The organism is Anaerofustis stercorihominis (genome assembly GCF_005844425.1).
GTDB lineage: Bacteria > Bacillota > Clostridia > Eubacteriales > Anaerofustaceae > Anaerofustis > Anaerofustis butyriciformans.
The window spans coordinates 1-13,965 of sequence record NZ_SPHL01000028.1 but is presented as its reverse complement, the minus strand read 5'-3'; the positions used below and the strand labels follow the sequence as shown (position 1 = coordinate 13,965).

The window sequence follows — 13,965 nt, the reverse complement described above, 5'->3', positions numbered from 1 at the left end:
TATGAAAAAAAATAAAAAAGCAGTAATAATATTATGCATTTGTTTTTTGATTTGTGTATGTTCTGCCGGAATGATTAGCGCAAACAGCGAATATAAAGGCATAGACGTAAGCGTTTGGCAAGGAGATATTAATTTTAAAGAAGTAAAAAAAGATGGCATAGAAGCTGTTTATATAAGGGCAGGACAAGGAAGCAATTATACAGACACTAAATTTGAAAGAAACTATAAAGAAGCTAAAAAAGAAGATTTAAAAATTGGATTTTATCATTACGTAACCGCAAGAAATACAAGACAGGCTAGAGAACAGGCTCATTTCTTTTATTCTCTTATAAAAAATAAAGACCAACAACTAAGACCTGCCATGGATTTTGAACAACTTGACGGATTAAGCAAAAAAGAATGTAATGACATTGCTAAAGTATATATGGAAACTTTGGAAAACTTACTGGGTTATAAACCTGCTTTCTATTCAAATGCATACGATGTACAAACAGTCTGGGAAAAAGACCTTAACAAATATCCATTATGGATTGCCGATTATGGAGTAAGAAGTCCATATACAACAGGCGAGTGGTCAAAATGGTCAGGATTTCAATATTCCAGCAGAGGAGATGTTAAAGGTATAAGCGGGCATGTAGATATGGATAGATTCAAAGAAGAAATTTTAATTACAGATGAAGAAAAAAATAAACAAAAGGAATATATCACCTATACAGTAAAAGACGGTGACACCTTAAAAGAAATAGCAGAAAAATATAATACAACGAAAGATGCCTTAATTAAACTAAACCACCTTGAACTAATTCATCCTGGAGAAAAGCTTTTAATAAAAAAATAAAAAGGAGCTTATGCTCCTTTTTTGTAAAATTAAAATATATATAATATTTAATATAAAACAAAAAAACCGATTGTAAAACAATCGGTTTAATTTTAAACTGGTGCGGATGAAGGGAGTCGAACCCCCACACCGAAGTACTAGATCCTAAGTCTAGCGCGTCTGCCAATTCCGCCACATCCGCAAACTCATAAAGCTTTATTATTATATATAAAAAATTAAAATATGTCAATAACTTTTTGTAATTTTTTATTTAAAAATTTAAAAAAAATATAATTTTTTCTTAATAAGTTCATAATATATATGTATTAATATAAAAATATAATATAATACTTTTAAGGTGGTAAAAAAATGACAAGAGAAGAAAAAATGATTTTCTTTAATGAAATAAAAGAAATAATTTCAAATAAAGAAGTACAAAAAATGCAAGGATATATACAGCATGGTGGAACAACAACCTATGCGCACTCTTTAAATGTCGCTTTATACAGTTATATTTTATCTAAAAAATTTAATTTAAAGATACAGGAAAAACAACTTCTAAGAGGAGCAATGCTTCATGATTTCTATCTTTACGACTGGCACGATAAAACAGTAGAAAGAAAAAAAATGCATGGGTTTAATCATCCTAAAGCAGCACTTGAAAACGCAAAGAAACATTTTGAATTAACAAAAAAAGAAGAAAACATTATACATTCTCATATGTGGCCTCTAACTCTTAGAGCCATCCCAAAAAGCAAAGAAGCAATTATAATATGTTTGGTTGATAAGTGGTGTGCAATAATTGAATCAAAAGAACACTACATGGAAAAAATTAAAAGTAAACAATTAAAAAATATCAATTCATACAAATAAAAGAGGATATATTCTTCTTTTATTTTTTTATGATATAATTTATAAAAAGGGAGAAAGAAAATGATATTCACAATAATAACTGCTTTAATAGGATTACTTATAATACTTATTTTATCCTTACTTTTTTATTTAACAATAAATGAATATAAACCTGAAGAAATAGAAGATGCACTTCTTATAAGAAAAGGCGAAGAAAAAGAACTTCATATTAACGATTCTTTAAGTGTTCTTACATATAATATAGGCTACTGTAACGATAGTGCCGACAGTGACTTTTTCATGGACGGTGGGAAAAGAACCAGAATAGAATCAAAAAAAATGGTAATAAGAAACCTTAAAGGAATCGAAGAAAATATAAGAAAAACAAACGCCGACATAATTTTTATACAAGAAATAGACACAAAGTCAAAAAGAGGATATAATACAAACCAAGTAAGATACTTATCAAAAGTATTTAAAAAGACAGCTTATTTTGCAAAAAATTTTTCATGTAAATATATCCCATACCCAATTAAAGACACAATAGGAAAAGTTGAAAGCGGAATATTAACTCTAAATCCATATGAAATAATTTCGGCAAAAAGATATTCTCTTCCTGTTTCTTTTAAATATCCAATAAGATTATGCCAATTAAAACGATGTCTTCTTGTTGAAAGAGTTAAGATTAAAAATTCAAAAAAAGAACTTATTCTGGTAAATCTACATTTGGAAGCATATGACAAAGGAGAAGGGAAAATAAAACAAACAAAGATACTTACGGATATTTTAAAAACAGAGTACGAAAAAGGAAATTACTGTATAGCAGGCGGAGATTTTAATCAAATCTTTCCTAATACAAATATAAATAAATACCCTCTTATAAAAGATAAACACTTTAAACCTGGGAAACTTGATATAGATAATTTTTTAAAAAGTTGGAACATTGTTACCGACGACAAAACTCCTACATCAAGATTATTAAATGAAGAATTTGATGAAAAAAGCCCAAACACGCAGTACCATGTAATTGACGGTTTTATACTTTCTCCAAACATAAAACTTAACAACATAGAAACAATAGATACAAAGTTTAATTTTGCAGACCACAATCCGGTTAAAATAAATATAACACTTAAGGAGTAAAAAATGAGTATTATCGCAACAATAATAGGAATATTTTTGGGAATATTTTGTTTTTCTTTATGGACAAAATATATGAATAAAACAGTAAATAAAAAAACAGAAACGATAAATAATAAAGACTATTTCATAATGAAAAAACCAAAATCAAAAGTAGTATTTCACACAGTAATATTAATTTTGGTTGTAGCCGGATTTGCATTATACAAACAAGGTCTTATATTTCATGATTCAATAATATGGGATGTACTTTTTATATTTGTAATAATAATGAATCTTTTTTCAGTTCAAAAAGCCATAAACAGAAAAGTAATTGTAGAAGACGAAAGAATAACGGATTCAAAGGGAAACACTTTTTATTTTTATCAATTCACTTCATGCAGAATTATCAACATGGCAACAATTTTATTTATTGACAATAATCCCGTATTAAAAATAGAAAATGATGATATAGGCTACAATATATTTTTAGAAAAATTAAAAAACTACAATATACAAATAATAGACATGAGAAAAAAGAGCATTTAAAATGCTCTTTTTTATAAGTAATTTATATTGAATTCTTTATTTGTTATAAACAACACTTCAACATCTTCATCTTTACTTCCGTGAAAAGCCTTACTTCCTTCTTTAAACCAAACAAAACTTCCCGCTTCAAAATCCCCTAAGTTCGTGTATAATGTTCCTTTTATTACATACATGCCATGAGCGCAGTCATGAGTATGCCAAGGTGTAAAAACTCCTTTTGGGTATATCATTATTTTTACCATCATCTTTGTATCTTCATCATCTACAAGATGCATTTCATAAGTGACATTACCCGTATTCTTGCTTACACGCCTATGTTCCTTCAAATTAATGTCTTCATTTTTAAATACAATATCGCTCATTTTTTCTACCTCCCTTTTATTAGAAAATATAATACTTATATTAATTATACATCCACAAATAAATATTTTAAATTTTTTTTCAAAACAAACTTATAACAGTAAATTAATAATCATTAGGTAAAATACATGTTAAATTTTTCTAAATAATAATTAAGAATTAACAAAAGACATATTAAATAAAAATTTTATGGTACAATAAAATAAAAAGGGAAAATTAAAATGAATATTAAAGAACTACATATTTCCGGAACACTTCCACTAAAAGGAACACAAAACACAAGAGACCTTGGTGGTTATATTACAAAAGATAAAAAAATAACAAAATATAAAGAATTTATACGTTCTTCATCTTTAAGCATTATAACAAACGAAGATATTGATTTTCTGATTAAATACGGTATAAAAACAGTGCTGGATTTAAGAAGTGAAGAAGAAGTTAAAGAAAAACCAAGTAAACTAAAAAATATAGACGGCATAAAATATTATAATGTGCCACTAAGCGTAAAAGATATGCAGGCAGACATAACAAAAGAAGACGGCTACTTTGATATGATACAAGGATATATAAAAAGACTGTCTAATAAAAAAGCAATCAAAGACATATTTGATATAATATCAAATAACCTAAATGGAGGACTTATATTTAACTGTACCGCAGGAAAAGACAGAACTGGAATTGTTTCAATGCTGCTTCTTGGCATTGCAAACGTAAGCTTAAAAGACATAGTTGCAAACTATCAAGTTTCATATACATATATGGGAGAAGATCCTAATTTTGTAAGAGAATATAACATAACAAAATCAAGAGTATTTCTATCAAAACCCGAATTTATAGATGCAACAATAGAATATATAATGGATGAATATTCTTCTTTTGAAAATTATTTATTATCATGTGACGTTACAAATAAACAAATAAACGATATAAGAAACAGATTTCTTGAAGATATAATTTTTTAGGTGAAAAAGTGAAAGATAAAAACAAAGAAAAAATAGCACCTATTATAATTGGAATACTTATTTGTATTCTTCTTATAATATATATATTATCAATCATATTTTTAAATATTTCTTTAATTTTTAAAGTAATTATAACTTTAATAATGATATTTTTAATAAAAACAATGATTAATGCAGTTTCAGAAAGATTAAAAGAAATTGAGAAAGGAGAAGAAGATGATCTTAGTAACTACTGAAACAGTTCCTGGAAAGGAAATAGAAGCTTTAGGACTTGCAAAAGGTTCTTGCATTCAAACAAAAAACGTGGGGAAAGACATTTCGCAAACATTTAAGAATCTTGTAGGAGGAGAACTTAAATCTTACACACAAATGATGGACGAATCAAGAGCGATGGCAACCAAAAGAATGGTTATGGAAGCAGAAAACATGGGTGCGGATGCAATCGTTGCGTTAAGGTATTCTTCATCATCAATTATGCAAGGCGCAGCAGAAGTTTTCGCTTACGGAACTGCCGTAAAATTCAAATAAAAGAGCTAAACAATTGGCTCTTTTTTATTTATTATTTTATTTATTTTTTAATCATTTAATTAAAAATAAAATAATATATCCTCTTCCTTAACAAGCAAATATAGTGTATAGTTTAAAATATAAAAAACAAAAAGGAGTAACTCATGAAGAACGATATTATGTTGACAACCACAGAGACAATTCCGGGTAAAGAATTGGAAATATTGGGAATGGTAAGAGGCGAAGGAATTCAAACAAACAGTTTTAGCAAAGCAAGAGCAGACGCAACAAAAAACATGGTCAAAGTTGCACAAAACAAACAGGCAGATGCAATAATCAGCATAAGATATGCCTCATCACCTAGAATAAAGGAAAAAGCTGAAATATTGGCCTATGGAACTGCTGTAAAATTTAAATAAAAAGAGCAAAAAGCTCTTTTTTATTTACCGTATCCCCATACTTCTTTGGGAATACTGTTAAGATGTGTTAAAGTTCTTCTTCCGTACACAAGAAAGCACAAAAATACAAAATGCACACCGATTTGAACATAATCGATAGATAATACGGCAATAAGAGAATCTATCAAGTATAAAAATATTAATACGGAATACGATGCTCTTATATTTTTATAACAAAAGTACGCACAGCATCCGATTATCAATACGCACAATGCAACTGCCCCGTAAAACATAATCGAAAGAACAATATTGTCAACCCCCGCAAAAATACGTGCATTGGAAAACAATTGATCCACAAGTACAAAATTAAACCATGTTGCTCTTGTGTTTACCTGAACAATTAAAAGCACTATTTGAAATATCATAGCCAAAAATATAAATATAGGAAAAACTGATAATATTTTGGCTCTTCTTTCCAGTTTATCTTTTATAACTTTAAAATCAGCATAATTCATAATATACCTCCTAAGAATCTTTACCTATGATTCTTACTTCTTCTTCAAGCATTACGTTATATTTATTGTATACTTCCTTTTTCACATAATCAATAACTTCAAGAATATCTCTGCTTTTAGCTTTATTTTTGTTAACAATAAAACCTGCGTGTTTTTCGCTTACGTAAGCATCACCTACATGGAAACCCTTAAGTCCTGCATCATCAATAAGTTTTGCTGCAATATATCCTTCAGGTCGTTTAAAGGTACTCCCCGCTGATGGTTCCATTGGCTGAGCATTTACTCTATACTCTTTATTTTCTGCCATTTTATTTTTAATCTTTTCCGTATCGCCTTTTCTAAGTTTTATTCTTGCCGAAAGAACAACATATCCTTTTTCTTCAACATTACTGTGTCTATAACTCAAATCAAGCTCATCAGGTAAAAGCACTTTTATATCTTTTCCATCAAAAACAGTAACATCAACCAATACATCTTTTAATTCTCCACCATGGGCACCGGCATTCATAAAAACGCCTCCCCCAAGACTTCCGGGGATACAGCTTGCAAACTCAAAACCTTCAAGTTCGTTTTTTAAAGCCTCGTTTGCAATTAAAGCAAGAGAAACTCCAGCATCTGCTTCTATTATATTATCTTTAACAGATAAATTTTTCATCATAGAAGTACTTATAACAACTGAATCTATTCCTCCATCTTTAACAAGAACATTACTTCCTCTTCCAAGAACACTATATTCTATATTATGTTCTTTAAGATATTTAATAAGTTCAACTAAATTTTCACTGCTTAAAACATTTATGTATAATTCAGCTTCTCCACCACTTCTAAATGTAGTGTGTTTTTTCATCGGCTCGTTTAACAAAACATTTTCTTCACCGACTATTTTTTTTATTTCTTCAACAAAAATTGTATTTATCATAATTCTCCTTTAACATTACTCTTTTAAAGTTTTTCTCTTTAAAAATTCAAATTTTGTTTCCGCTAAAATTAAAGCTGTAAATATTATAACAGCACCTACAAGCATTTGCATAGAAAAAACTTCATTAAGGAAAATAATACCTAATATAGTTCCAAATACACTTTCCATACTCATAAGTATTCCTGCATGTGTAGGAGAAGTATATTTTTGAGCAACATTTTGAATAAGGAAAGTAACAGCCGAAGCAATTACACCTAAATAAAGTAAAGTAGGAATAGTATTTCCTGTTATGTTAAATGTTGATATTTCCCCGTTAAAAAGTAAAAGTACAAATGCAAATACTCCCGCAAAAAACATCTGCATCATACAAAGTATAATAGGATCCTCTCCTTTTGAAAAATGTCCAACAAAGAACACATGGAAAGCCCAAAATATAGAACCTATAAGAGTAATGCCGTCATAATAATTTATACTAAATCCTTCCTTTGGATTCATAGTAAGGAAGAATATTCCTATTATCATAAGAAAAGCTGCAATAAAATTATGCTTTTCAGGTTTATTTTCACCTATAAACATTGCAATAAAAGGAACTATTGCTACATATACCGCAGTTAAAAAAGCACTTTTACCTGCTGGTGTTTCCACAAGTCCATAAGTTTGGAATGCAAATCCAAGAAAAAGAACAAATCCTATAATTATACTTTTATATATTGTAGATTTTTTTATCAAATTAAGTTTTTTAATGTTAAAAATAAAAAGCGTTACAAATGCTATTAAAAATCTAATAAATATTAGTTGAATTCCTGTTAATGAATCCAATGTATTTTTAGTAAATATAAATCCACTTCCCCATATTAATGCCATAATTAAAAGTGAAAAATCGGCAAGCATTGATTTATTTTTTATTTCCATATTTTTACCCCTTTAATAAATAATATCCGCTTAATTATAGCATAAAACTTTAGTTCTAAAAAGTTTATATTTAATTATTTACTTGTATATTTCAAAGTTTCATTTTTCTTTCATAATTTATTTAAATAGATATTTTAATTATTTTATATAAATTTCTTTTATATTGTAAAACATTAATTACATTTTTTATAAATAATAAATTGCTTATGTGATTAAGTCACCGAAATAAATTTTATTTTAATATATAATTAATTCATAAAATCAAAGGAGAGAAAATATTATCATGAAAAATATTGTTATTATAGGAGGAGTTGCGGGCGGAGCAACTTTAGCTGCAAGATTAAGAAGAAAAGAAGAAAATGCAAATATCATCATATTTGAAAGAGGAGATTATATATCTTTTGCAAACTGTGGACTTCCTTACTATATAGGAGATGTAATAAATCAAAGAGCAAATTTACTTTTGGAAACACCGGAAGCAATGAAAAAAAAATTCAACATAAACGTAAAAATAAAAAACGAAGTAATAGAAATAGACAAAAACAACAAACAAGTTAAAGTAAAAAATTTAATTACAAATGAAGAGTATTATCAAAAATACGATAAACTAATTATTTCAACTGGGTCAAGTCCTATAAAACCTCCTATTGAGGGAATAGATAATGAAAAAATATTTACTTTATGGAATATAAACGATACTGACAAAATAAAATCTTTTATTACTAACAATAAACCTAAAAAAGCAAGTGTAATAGGAGGAGGCTTCATCGGACTTGAGATGGCAGAAAATCTTAAAAGACAGGGAATTGATGTATCCATAATAGAAATGCAGGATCAGGTTATGGCACCTCTTGATATTGAAATGGCAAATCTTCTCCATGAAGAAATAATATCAAAAGGCATAAATTTAATTTTAAAAGATGGAGTAAAAGCTTTTAAGGAAGAAAAAGAGCAATTAAATATTTTACTTCAAAGCGGGAAAAAAGTAGAAAGTGATATGGTGCTACTTTCAATAGGGGTAAACCCAAATAGTTTGCTTGCAAAAAATGCAGGAATTTCACTTAACAAAAAAGGTGGAATTATCGTTAACGAACATATGGAAACATCTGAAAAAGACATATATGCCATAGGAGATGTTATTGAAGTAGCAAACTTTATTTCTAAAGAAAAAACAATGATACCTCTTGCGGATCCTGCAAATAAACAGGCAAGAATATTGGCTGATTATATAACGGGAGACAACAAAAAATACGAGGGGACAATGGGAACTTCCATTGCTCAAATATTTGACTTAAATGCCGCTTCAACAGGGCTTAACGAAAAACAACTTAAACAAGCGGGAAAAGAAAAAAATAAAGATTATCTCACAATAATAATAAATCAAAAATCTCATGCAGGATATTATCCAAATGCAAACTTTATTACTTTAAAAATGATTTTTGATAAAAAAGGTAAAATATTCGGAGTACAAATAGTTGGAAAAGAAGGTGTAGACAAGAGAATTGATGTTATGGCTACGGCAATGAAATTAAATGCAACAATTTATGATTTACAAAATCTTGAACTTGCATATGCTCCTCCATTCTCATCAGCAAAAGATCCTGTAAATATGCTTGGATATGTAGCAGAAAATGTTCTAAACAATATGGTAGATTTTATAGAATATGATGAACTTGATGAAATGATTAAAGAAGGTAAAGATGATTTTATCATTTTAGATGTTACAGAAGACTTTGAAAGAGCTATGTATAAAATTGATCCTTCTTATCATATACCTCTTGGACAACTGAGACAAAGATGTTTTGAACTTAACAAAAACAAAACAATAATACCATATTGCAAAATAGGGGTACGTTCTTACAATGCCGCAAGAATACTTAAAGAAAATGGGTTTAAAAATGTTCAAGTTCTATCGGGAGGTACAGACTTTTACAAATCAATGCATTATAAAAATAACTATATCAAATAAAATATAAAAAAAGTCCTTTGAATAAATCCAAGGACTTTTCTTTGATTTTATAAATATTCGTTAAAAAGTTCGTTTAAATCTTTATATTTAAATCGCAGAACAAACAAAACAATGAAATCTATTGTTTATTACCTATAACTTATATATAAATTTAAAACAAATAAGCATTCCTTTTTTGTAAAAGCAATGTAAAGGTATATAATAGAATTATAAATAATAAACCAAAGGAGGAACAATGAATAATACAGCAAACTTTGGCGAAGGAAGTGTGTCAAAACATATACTAAAACTTGCAATACCAATGACAATGGCACAACTTATAAACCTTCTTTACAACATGATAGACAGAATTTACATAGGAAGAATACCACAAACAGGAACACTTGCCCTTACTGGACTTGGGCTTTGTTTTCCGATAATCATGATTGTAACGGCATTTACAAACTTATTCAGCATCGGTGGAACTCCTTTGTTTTCTATGGAAAGAGGCAGAGGGAACGATGAAGAAGCAGGTAATATAATGGGAAATGCTTTTGTAATGATGATTATCGTTGCTTTATTTCTTACAGTAATAGGAATCACTTTTCATAAACCTATATTATATTTATTTGGCACAAGTGACGCAACATATCCCTTTGCAAGTGCATATATAATTATATATCTGCTTGGAAATATTTTCGTAATGACTAGCCTTGGAATGAACAGTTTTATTAATGCACAAGGTTTCGCAAAAATAGGAATGTTAACATCTCTTTTTGGTGCAGGAGTAAATATAATACTTGATCCTTTCTTTATATTTTATCTAAACATGGGTGTAAAAGGTGCCGCAACTGCAACTATTATATCTCAGTTTCTTTCTAGCATATGGGTACTCCATTTTTTAACAAGCAAAAAAGCTCTCATAAAACTTACAAAAGAAACAATGAAATTAAAATTAAACAGAATAAAAAAAATTATAGGTCTTGGAATGTCGGGATTTATTATGGCCGTTACTAACAGCACCGTACAAGTAGTATGCAATGCTACCATACAAGTATACGGCGGTGATTTATACGTAGGTGTAATGACCATACTAAATTCCATCAGAGAAATATTCACTCTTCCCGTAATGGGGCTTACAGACGGAGCAGGGCCTATACTAAGTTATAATTACGGAGCAAAAAAATACGACCGTTTAAAAAAAGCAATAAAATTCATGTGTATAACATGTATTTTATATACTTTCATAGCATGGTTTGTGGTAATAGAATTTCCGGATATATTTATAAAAATATTCAATCATGACCCAAATTTAATTTCAAAAAGCATACCTGCTATTGAAATTTACTTCTTTGGATTTTTCATGATGGCTCTTCAATTTGCAGGACAAAAAGTCTTTGTATCCCTAGGAAAATCAAAACATGCGGTATTCTTTTCGATATTTAGAAAAGTTATCATTGTTGTACCTTTAACTATTATTTTACCAAAATTCTTTTCTTACCATGTAAACGGAGTATTTTGGGCTGAACCAATATCGAATTTTATCGGAGGAGCGGCCTGTTTCATAACAATGCTTCTAACGGTACTTCCTGAAATCAAGAAAAATGAAATAAAAGATATAAATTAAAAAGCAGAGCCCCCTCTGCTTTTTAATTCAAATAGAACAAATAATCACATAAAATTATAAATATATAAAATTTCAATATTTTATTTATATACCATATTTAATATATAAATATTATTCTTCCCTTTCCCCTTGACTTAACCTTTTAAAAAATTTATAATTAATAAGCCACACTAAGTGGGGAGTTAGCGGTGCCCTGTACTTGCAATCCGCTATAGCAAGACCGAATTCCCGCTTTGAGGCTGATACAATTAAGGTTAGCACTCCTTTATGGATGTTGAGAATTGGGCTTCGTGCAATTATACCTTACAAACTCCATCAGGTGCGAGAGCAAGCAGTGGTAAGTAAGTGCTATGATGTGCCCCGAAATCACCTGATTTGAGTCTATACTCGGGTAAGCACTTGATTCTATCATGTCGATGGTGGGTGTGTGGCTTAAAATTTAATAAGAGTTTAGGCAATGAATAATAGTAAAAAATTTTATATCATATTAATTCTTTCTGTTCTTTTTGCAAATACGGCAGTAATCTTTACAAGAAATGCATTAAGTTATGGAGGTATGCCTATAATAATCGGGTTCTATAGATTGAGCTTTTCTGCTCTTATTATGGTTCCTTTTGTTTTTTATAGACAAAGAAATCATTCTTTAGACCTAAAATGGCATAACCTAAAATACTGCTTGCTTGGCGGTATTTTTATGGCTCTTCATTTTTTTTGTTATTTTTCTTCACTTATGTATACAAATGGTTTTATATCAACTATCACAGGTGCACTACAACCTATAACAATAGCCATTGCATCATATTTTCTTTTTAAGGAAAAAATAAATAAAAAAGGCATAAATGCAATGATTATTGCTATTTTAGGTCTTATTTTCATAGGAATATTTACCTTACTTAGTTCAAAAGAAGGCGGTTCTTTTATTGGATTTGTTATCTCTTTATTTACTGCATTGTTCTTTTGTGCATATCTTTTATGTTCAAAGAAAGCACTTAAAGATATAGAGGAATATACTTTCCTCTTTATTTTGTTTAGTGTTTGCAGCATAGTATTAGGTTTAATTGCCATAATTACCAAAACTCCTTTTACAGGTTATCCAAAAGAAATGTATTTAAACTGTTTTGGTTTATGTATTTTCTGCACAATGCTTGGACATGCAATATTTAATATTGCAGTTAAATATGTTTCGGCAACAACCGTAAGTGTAATAAATCTTTTAGGACCTATCTTTGCAGCCTTTTATGATTATATTATATTTTCACAAAAAATATTCTATTATCAAATTATCGGAGGAATAATAATTTTCATAGGTGTTTATATATTTTTAAAAAGCAAAGCATTAAACAGCCAAACACAATCATAATAAATTAATATTCAATTACAATTAAACGTTTTACATAATTTATCTATACGAGCAAAATTATTGTAAACGATGAAAATATATTAAACTATATTATATTTTATTACTTTTTATTCCATAAACTCATAAATTTTGATATAATTGATTTATAATATATTAAAAAAAGGAGTTGATAATTACATGGCAAAAGAAAGTTTATTTAAAAGATATCTTGTTTTCATTATCGGAGTTATTATAAATTCCTTTGGTATTGCTTTTATTACAAAAGCAGCACTTGGAACATCACCTATTTCCAGTCTTCCTTGTGTATTAAGCCTTAAATTTACTCCTACTCTTGGAGAATTTACATTTATAATGAATATGTTATTTATTATCATACAAATTATTCTTCTTCGTAAAAATTTTCAAATCATACAACTTTTACAAATAGTGGTTAATATAGTATTTAGTTTATTTATCGATATAAGCATGAATATGCTTTATTTTTTAAACCCACAAACTTTTATAACAAAAGGAATATTTTTAATTTTAGGATGTGCAATTCTTGCTTTCGGAATTACTCTTGAAGTTTTACCTAAAGTTATTATGATTCCGGGAGAAGGAATAGTAAGCGCAATATCAACCGTAACTAAAAAAGAATTTGGAACAATTAAAGTAATATTTGATGTAACATTAATGTCAAGTGCTACAATTTTATCTTTTCTATTCTTTAGAGGAATGAACGGTATAGGAATTGGAACTATAATATCAGCTGTATTAGTAGGACTAATCGTTAAATTTTATCATAGATACTTACCTTTCCTAAATAACATCTTCCCTTCTTTAAATTAACTTTACAATTCATACAATTTTAATTTTTTCTAAATATTATCCTAAAAACTTTTTGTTATATTACTAGCAAAAGGAAGGATAATATTATGAAGAAATTATCATTATGGAATATTCTATTATTTTTATTAATAATTTTTTATGTTTATTTTTTATTTTCTCAAATTTTATTTAAGTATGTAACCCCTGTTGAGCTTTTTTCTTATAATAGATATTTTTCAAGAAGCATTAATTTAATACCCTTTAATGACTTGTTTAATGGAATAGTAAACAGACTAGACTTAACGGGAAACAT

16 protein-coding genes, 1 tRNA gene, 1 other RNA gene and 1 pseudogene are annotated in these 13,965 nt (G+C 28.4%); 14 read left to right on the top strand and 5 right to left on the bottom strand.

The window, feature by feature from the left end; genetic code table 11:
• Position 1 precedes the first annotated feature (1 nt).
• On the top strand, positions 2–838 hold the full coding sequence (locus FGQ49_RS07640) for a GH25 family lysozyme (RefSeq protein WP_138269277.1): 837 nt from the start codon (positions 2–4) through the stop codon (positions 836–838).
• Between the two features lie 98 nt (positions 839–936).
• Here FGQ49_RS07640 and FGQ49_RS07635 read toward each other — a convergent pair.
• Positions 937–1,019: transfer RNA gene (locus tag FGQ49_RS07635), tRNA-Leu, on the bottom strand.
• Positions 1,020–1,186: 167 nt separating this feature from the next.
• On the opposite strand from FGQ49_RS07635, the gene FGQ49_RS07630 reads away from it, so the two are divergent.
• From FGQ49_RS07630 to FGQ49_RS07620, 3 genes are read left to right on the top strand one after another with little or no spacing between them, the layout of a single operon-like run.
• Positions 1,187–1,690 (top strand): HD domain-containing protein, encoded by a 504-nt coding sequence (locus FGQ49_RS07630; RefSeq protein ID WP_138269276.1) that lies wholly within the window; start codon positions 1,187–1,189, stop codon positions 1,688–1,690.
• 60 nt (positions 1,691–1,750) lie between these two features.
• Positions 1,751–2,812: an endonuclease/exonuclease/phosphatase family protein gene (locus FGQ49_RS07625; RefSeq protein WP_138269275.1), complete on the top strand. Its 1,062-nt coding sequence runs from the start codon at positions 1,751–1,753 to the stop codon at positions 2,810–2,812.
• Positions 2,813–2,815: 3 nt separating this feature from the next.
• The gene (locus FGQ49_RS07620; RefSeq protein ID WP_138269274.1) at positions 2,816–3,337 is read left to right on the top strand and encodes a hypothetical protein; all 522 of its coding nucleotides are present in this window, start codon (positions 2,816–2,818) and stop codon (positions 3,335–3,337) included.
• Positions 3,338–3,348: 11 nt separating this feature from the next.
• Here FGQ49_RS07620 and FGQ49_RS07615 read toward each other — a convergent pair whose 3' ends face one another.
• A complete protein-coding gene (locus FGQ49_RS07615; RefSeq protein ID WP_138269273.1) occupies positions 3,349–3,699 on the bottom strand; it encodes a cupin domain-containing protein in 351 nt (116 codons plus the stop codon).
• A gap of 219 nt (positions 3,700–3,918) precedes the next feature.
• Here FGQ49_RS07615 and FGQ49_RS07610 point away from each other — a divergent pair, with 219 nt between their 5' ends.
• The 4 genes from FGQ49_RS07610 to FGQ49_RS07595 all read left to right on the top strand — a co-directional run bounded on the left by FGQ49_RS07610 (position 3,919) and on the right by FGQ49_RS07595 (position 5,585).
• Positions 3,919–4,659 carry a tyrosine-protein phosphatase gene (locus FGQ49_RS07610; protein ID WP_138269272.1) on the top strand — a complete coding sequence of 247 codons (741 nt, stop codon included), beginning with the start codon at positions 3,919–3,921 and terminating at the stop codon, positions 4,657–4,659.
• Positions 4,660–4,667: 8 nt separating this feature from the next.
• Positions 4,668–4,895, top strand: coding sequence for a hypothetical protein (locus tag FGQ49_RS07605; RefSeq protein ID WP_138269271.1), 228 nt, complete (start codon positions 4,668–4,670; stop codon positions 4,893–4,895).
• Positions 4,876–5,187: a YbjQ family protein gene (locus FGQ49_RS07600; RefSeq protein WP_138269270.1), complete on the top strand. Its 312-nt coding sequence runs from the start codon at positions 4,876–4,878 to the stop codon at positions 5,185–5,187. The genes FGQ49_RS07605 and FGQ49_RS07600 overlap by 20 nt, the downstream gene beginning before the upstream one ends.
• A 158-nt stretch (positions 5,188–5,345) precedes the next feature.
• The gene (locus FGQ49_RS07595; protein ID WP_256476263.1) at positions 5,346–5,585 is read left to right on the top strand and encodes a heavy metal-binding domain-containing protein; all 240 of its coding nucleotides are present in this window, start codon (positions 5,346–5,348) and stop codon (positions 5,583–5,585) included.
• 20 nt (positions 5,586–5,605) lie between these two features.
• Here the strand turns inward: FGQ49_RS07595 and FGQ49_RS07590 are convergent, their stop codons facing one another.
• From FGQ49_RS07590 to FGQ49_RS07580, 3 genes are read right to left on the bottom strand one after another with little or no spacing between them, the layout of a single operon-like run.
• A complete protein-coding gene (locus FGQ49_RS07590; protein ID WP_138269269.1) occupies positions 5,606–6,079 on the bottom strand; it encodes a hypothetical protein in 474 nt (157 codons plus the stop codon).
• A gap of 10 nt (positions 6,080–6,089) precedes the next feature.
• Entirely contained in the window at positions 6,090–6,998 is a 909-nt protein-coding gene (gene murB, locus FGQ49_RS07585; RefSeq protein ID WP_138269268.1) for a UDP-N-acetylmuramate dehydrogenase, read from the bottom strand.
• A gap of 15 nt (positions 6,999–7,013) precedes the next feature.
• Positions 7,014–7,910 carry a DMT family transporter gene (locus FGQ49_RS07580; protein ID WP_138269267.1) on the bottom strand — a complete coding sequence of 299 codons (897 nt, stop codon included), beginning with the start codon at positions 7,908–7,910 and terminating at the stop codon, positions 7,014–7,016.
• Positions 7,911–8,193: 283 nt separating this feature from the next.
• On the opposite strand from FGQ49_RS07580, the gene FGQ49_RS07575 reads away from it, so the two are divergent.
• From FGQ49_RS07575 to FGQ49_RS10525, 6 genes and pseudogenes are all read left to right on the top strand, one after another.
• A complete protein-coding gene (locus FGQ49_RS07575; RefSeq protein ID WP_138269266.1) occupies positions 8,194–9,879 on the top strand; it encodes a CoA-disulfide reductase in 1,686 nt (561 codons plus the stop codon).
• A 235-nt stretch (positions 9,880–10,114) separates the two neighbouring features.
• Positions 10,115–11,485, top strand: a complete 1,371-nt coding sequence (locus FGQ49_RS07570) for an MATE family efflux transporter (RefSeq protein WP_138269265.1) — start codon at positions 10,115–10,117, stop codon at positions 11,483–11,485.
• Between the two features lie 165 nt (positions 11,486–11,650).
• Positions 11,651–11,916, top strand: an RNA gene (gene ffs / locus FGQ49_RS07565) — signal recognition particle sRNA large type.
• 26 nt (positions 11,917–11,942) lie between these two features.
• Complete coding sequence (locus FGQ49_RS07560) at positions 11,943–12,845, top strand: DMT family transporter (RefSeq protein ID WP_138269264.1); 903 nt, start codon at positions 11,943–11,945, stop codon at positions 12,843–12,845.
• Positions 12,846–13,022: 177 nt separating this feature from the next.
• Positions 13,023–13,673 (top strand): YczE/YyaS/YitT family protein, encoded by a 651-nt coding sequence (locus tag FGQ49_RS07555; RefSeq protein WP_138269263.1) that lies wholly within the window; start codon positions 13,023–13,025, stop codon positions 13,671–13,673.
• A gap of 86 nt (positions 13,674–13,759) precedes the next feature.
• Positions 13,760–13,965: pseudogene (locus tag FGQ49_RS10525) on the top strand (VanZ family protein); the annotation flags it as partial.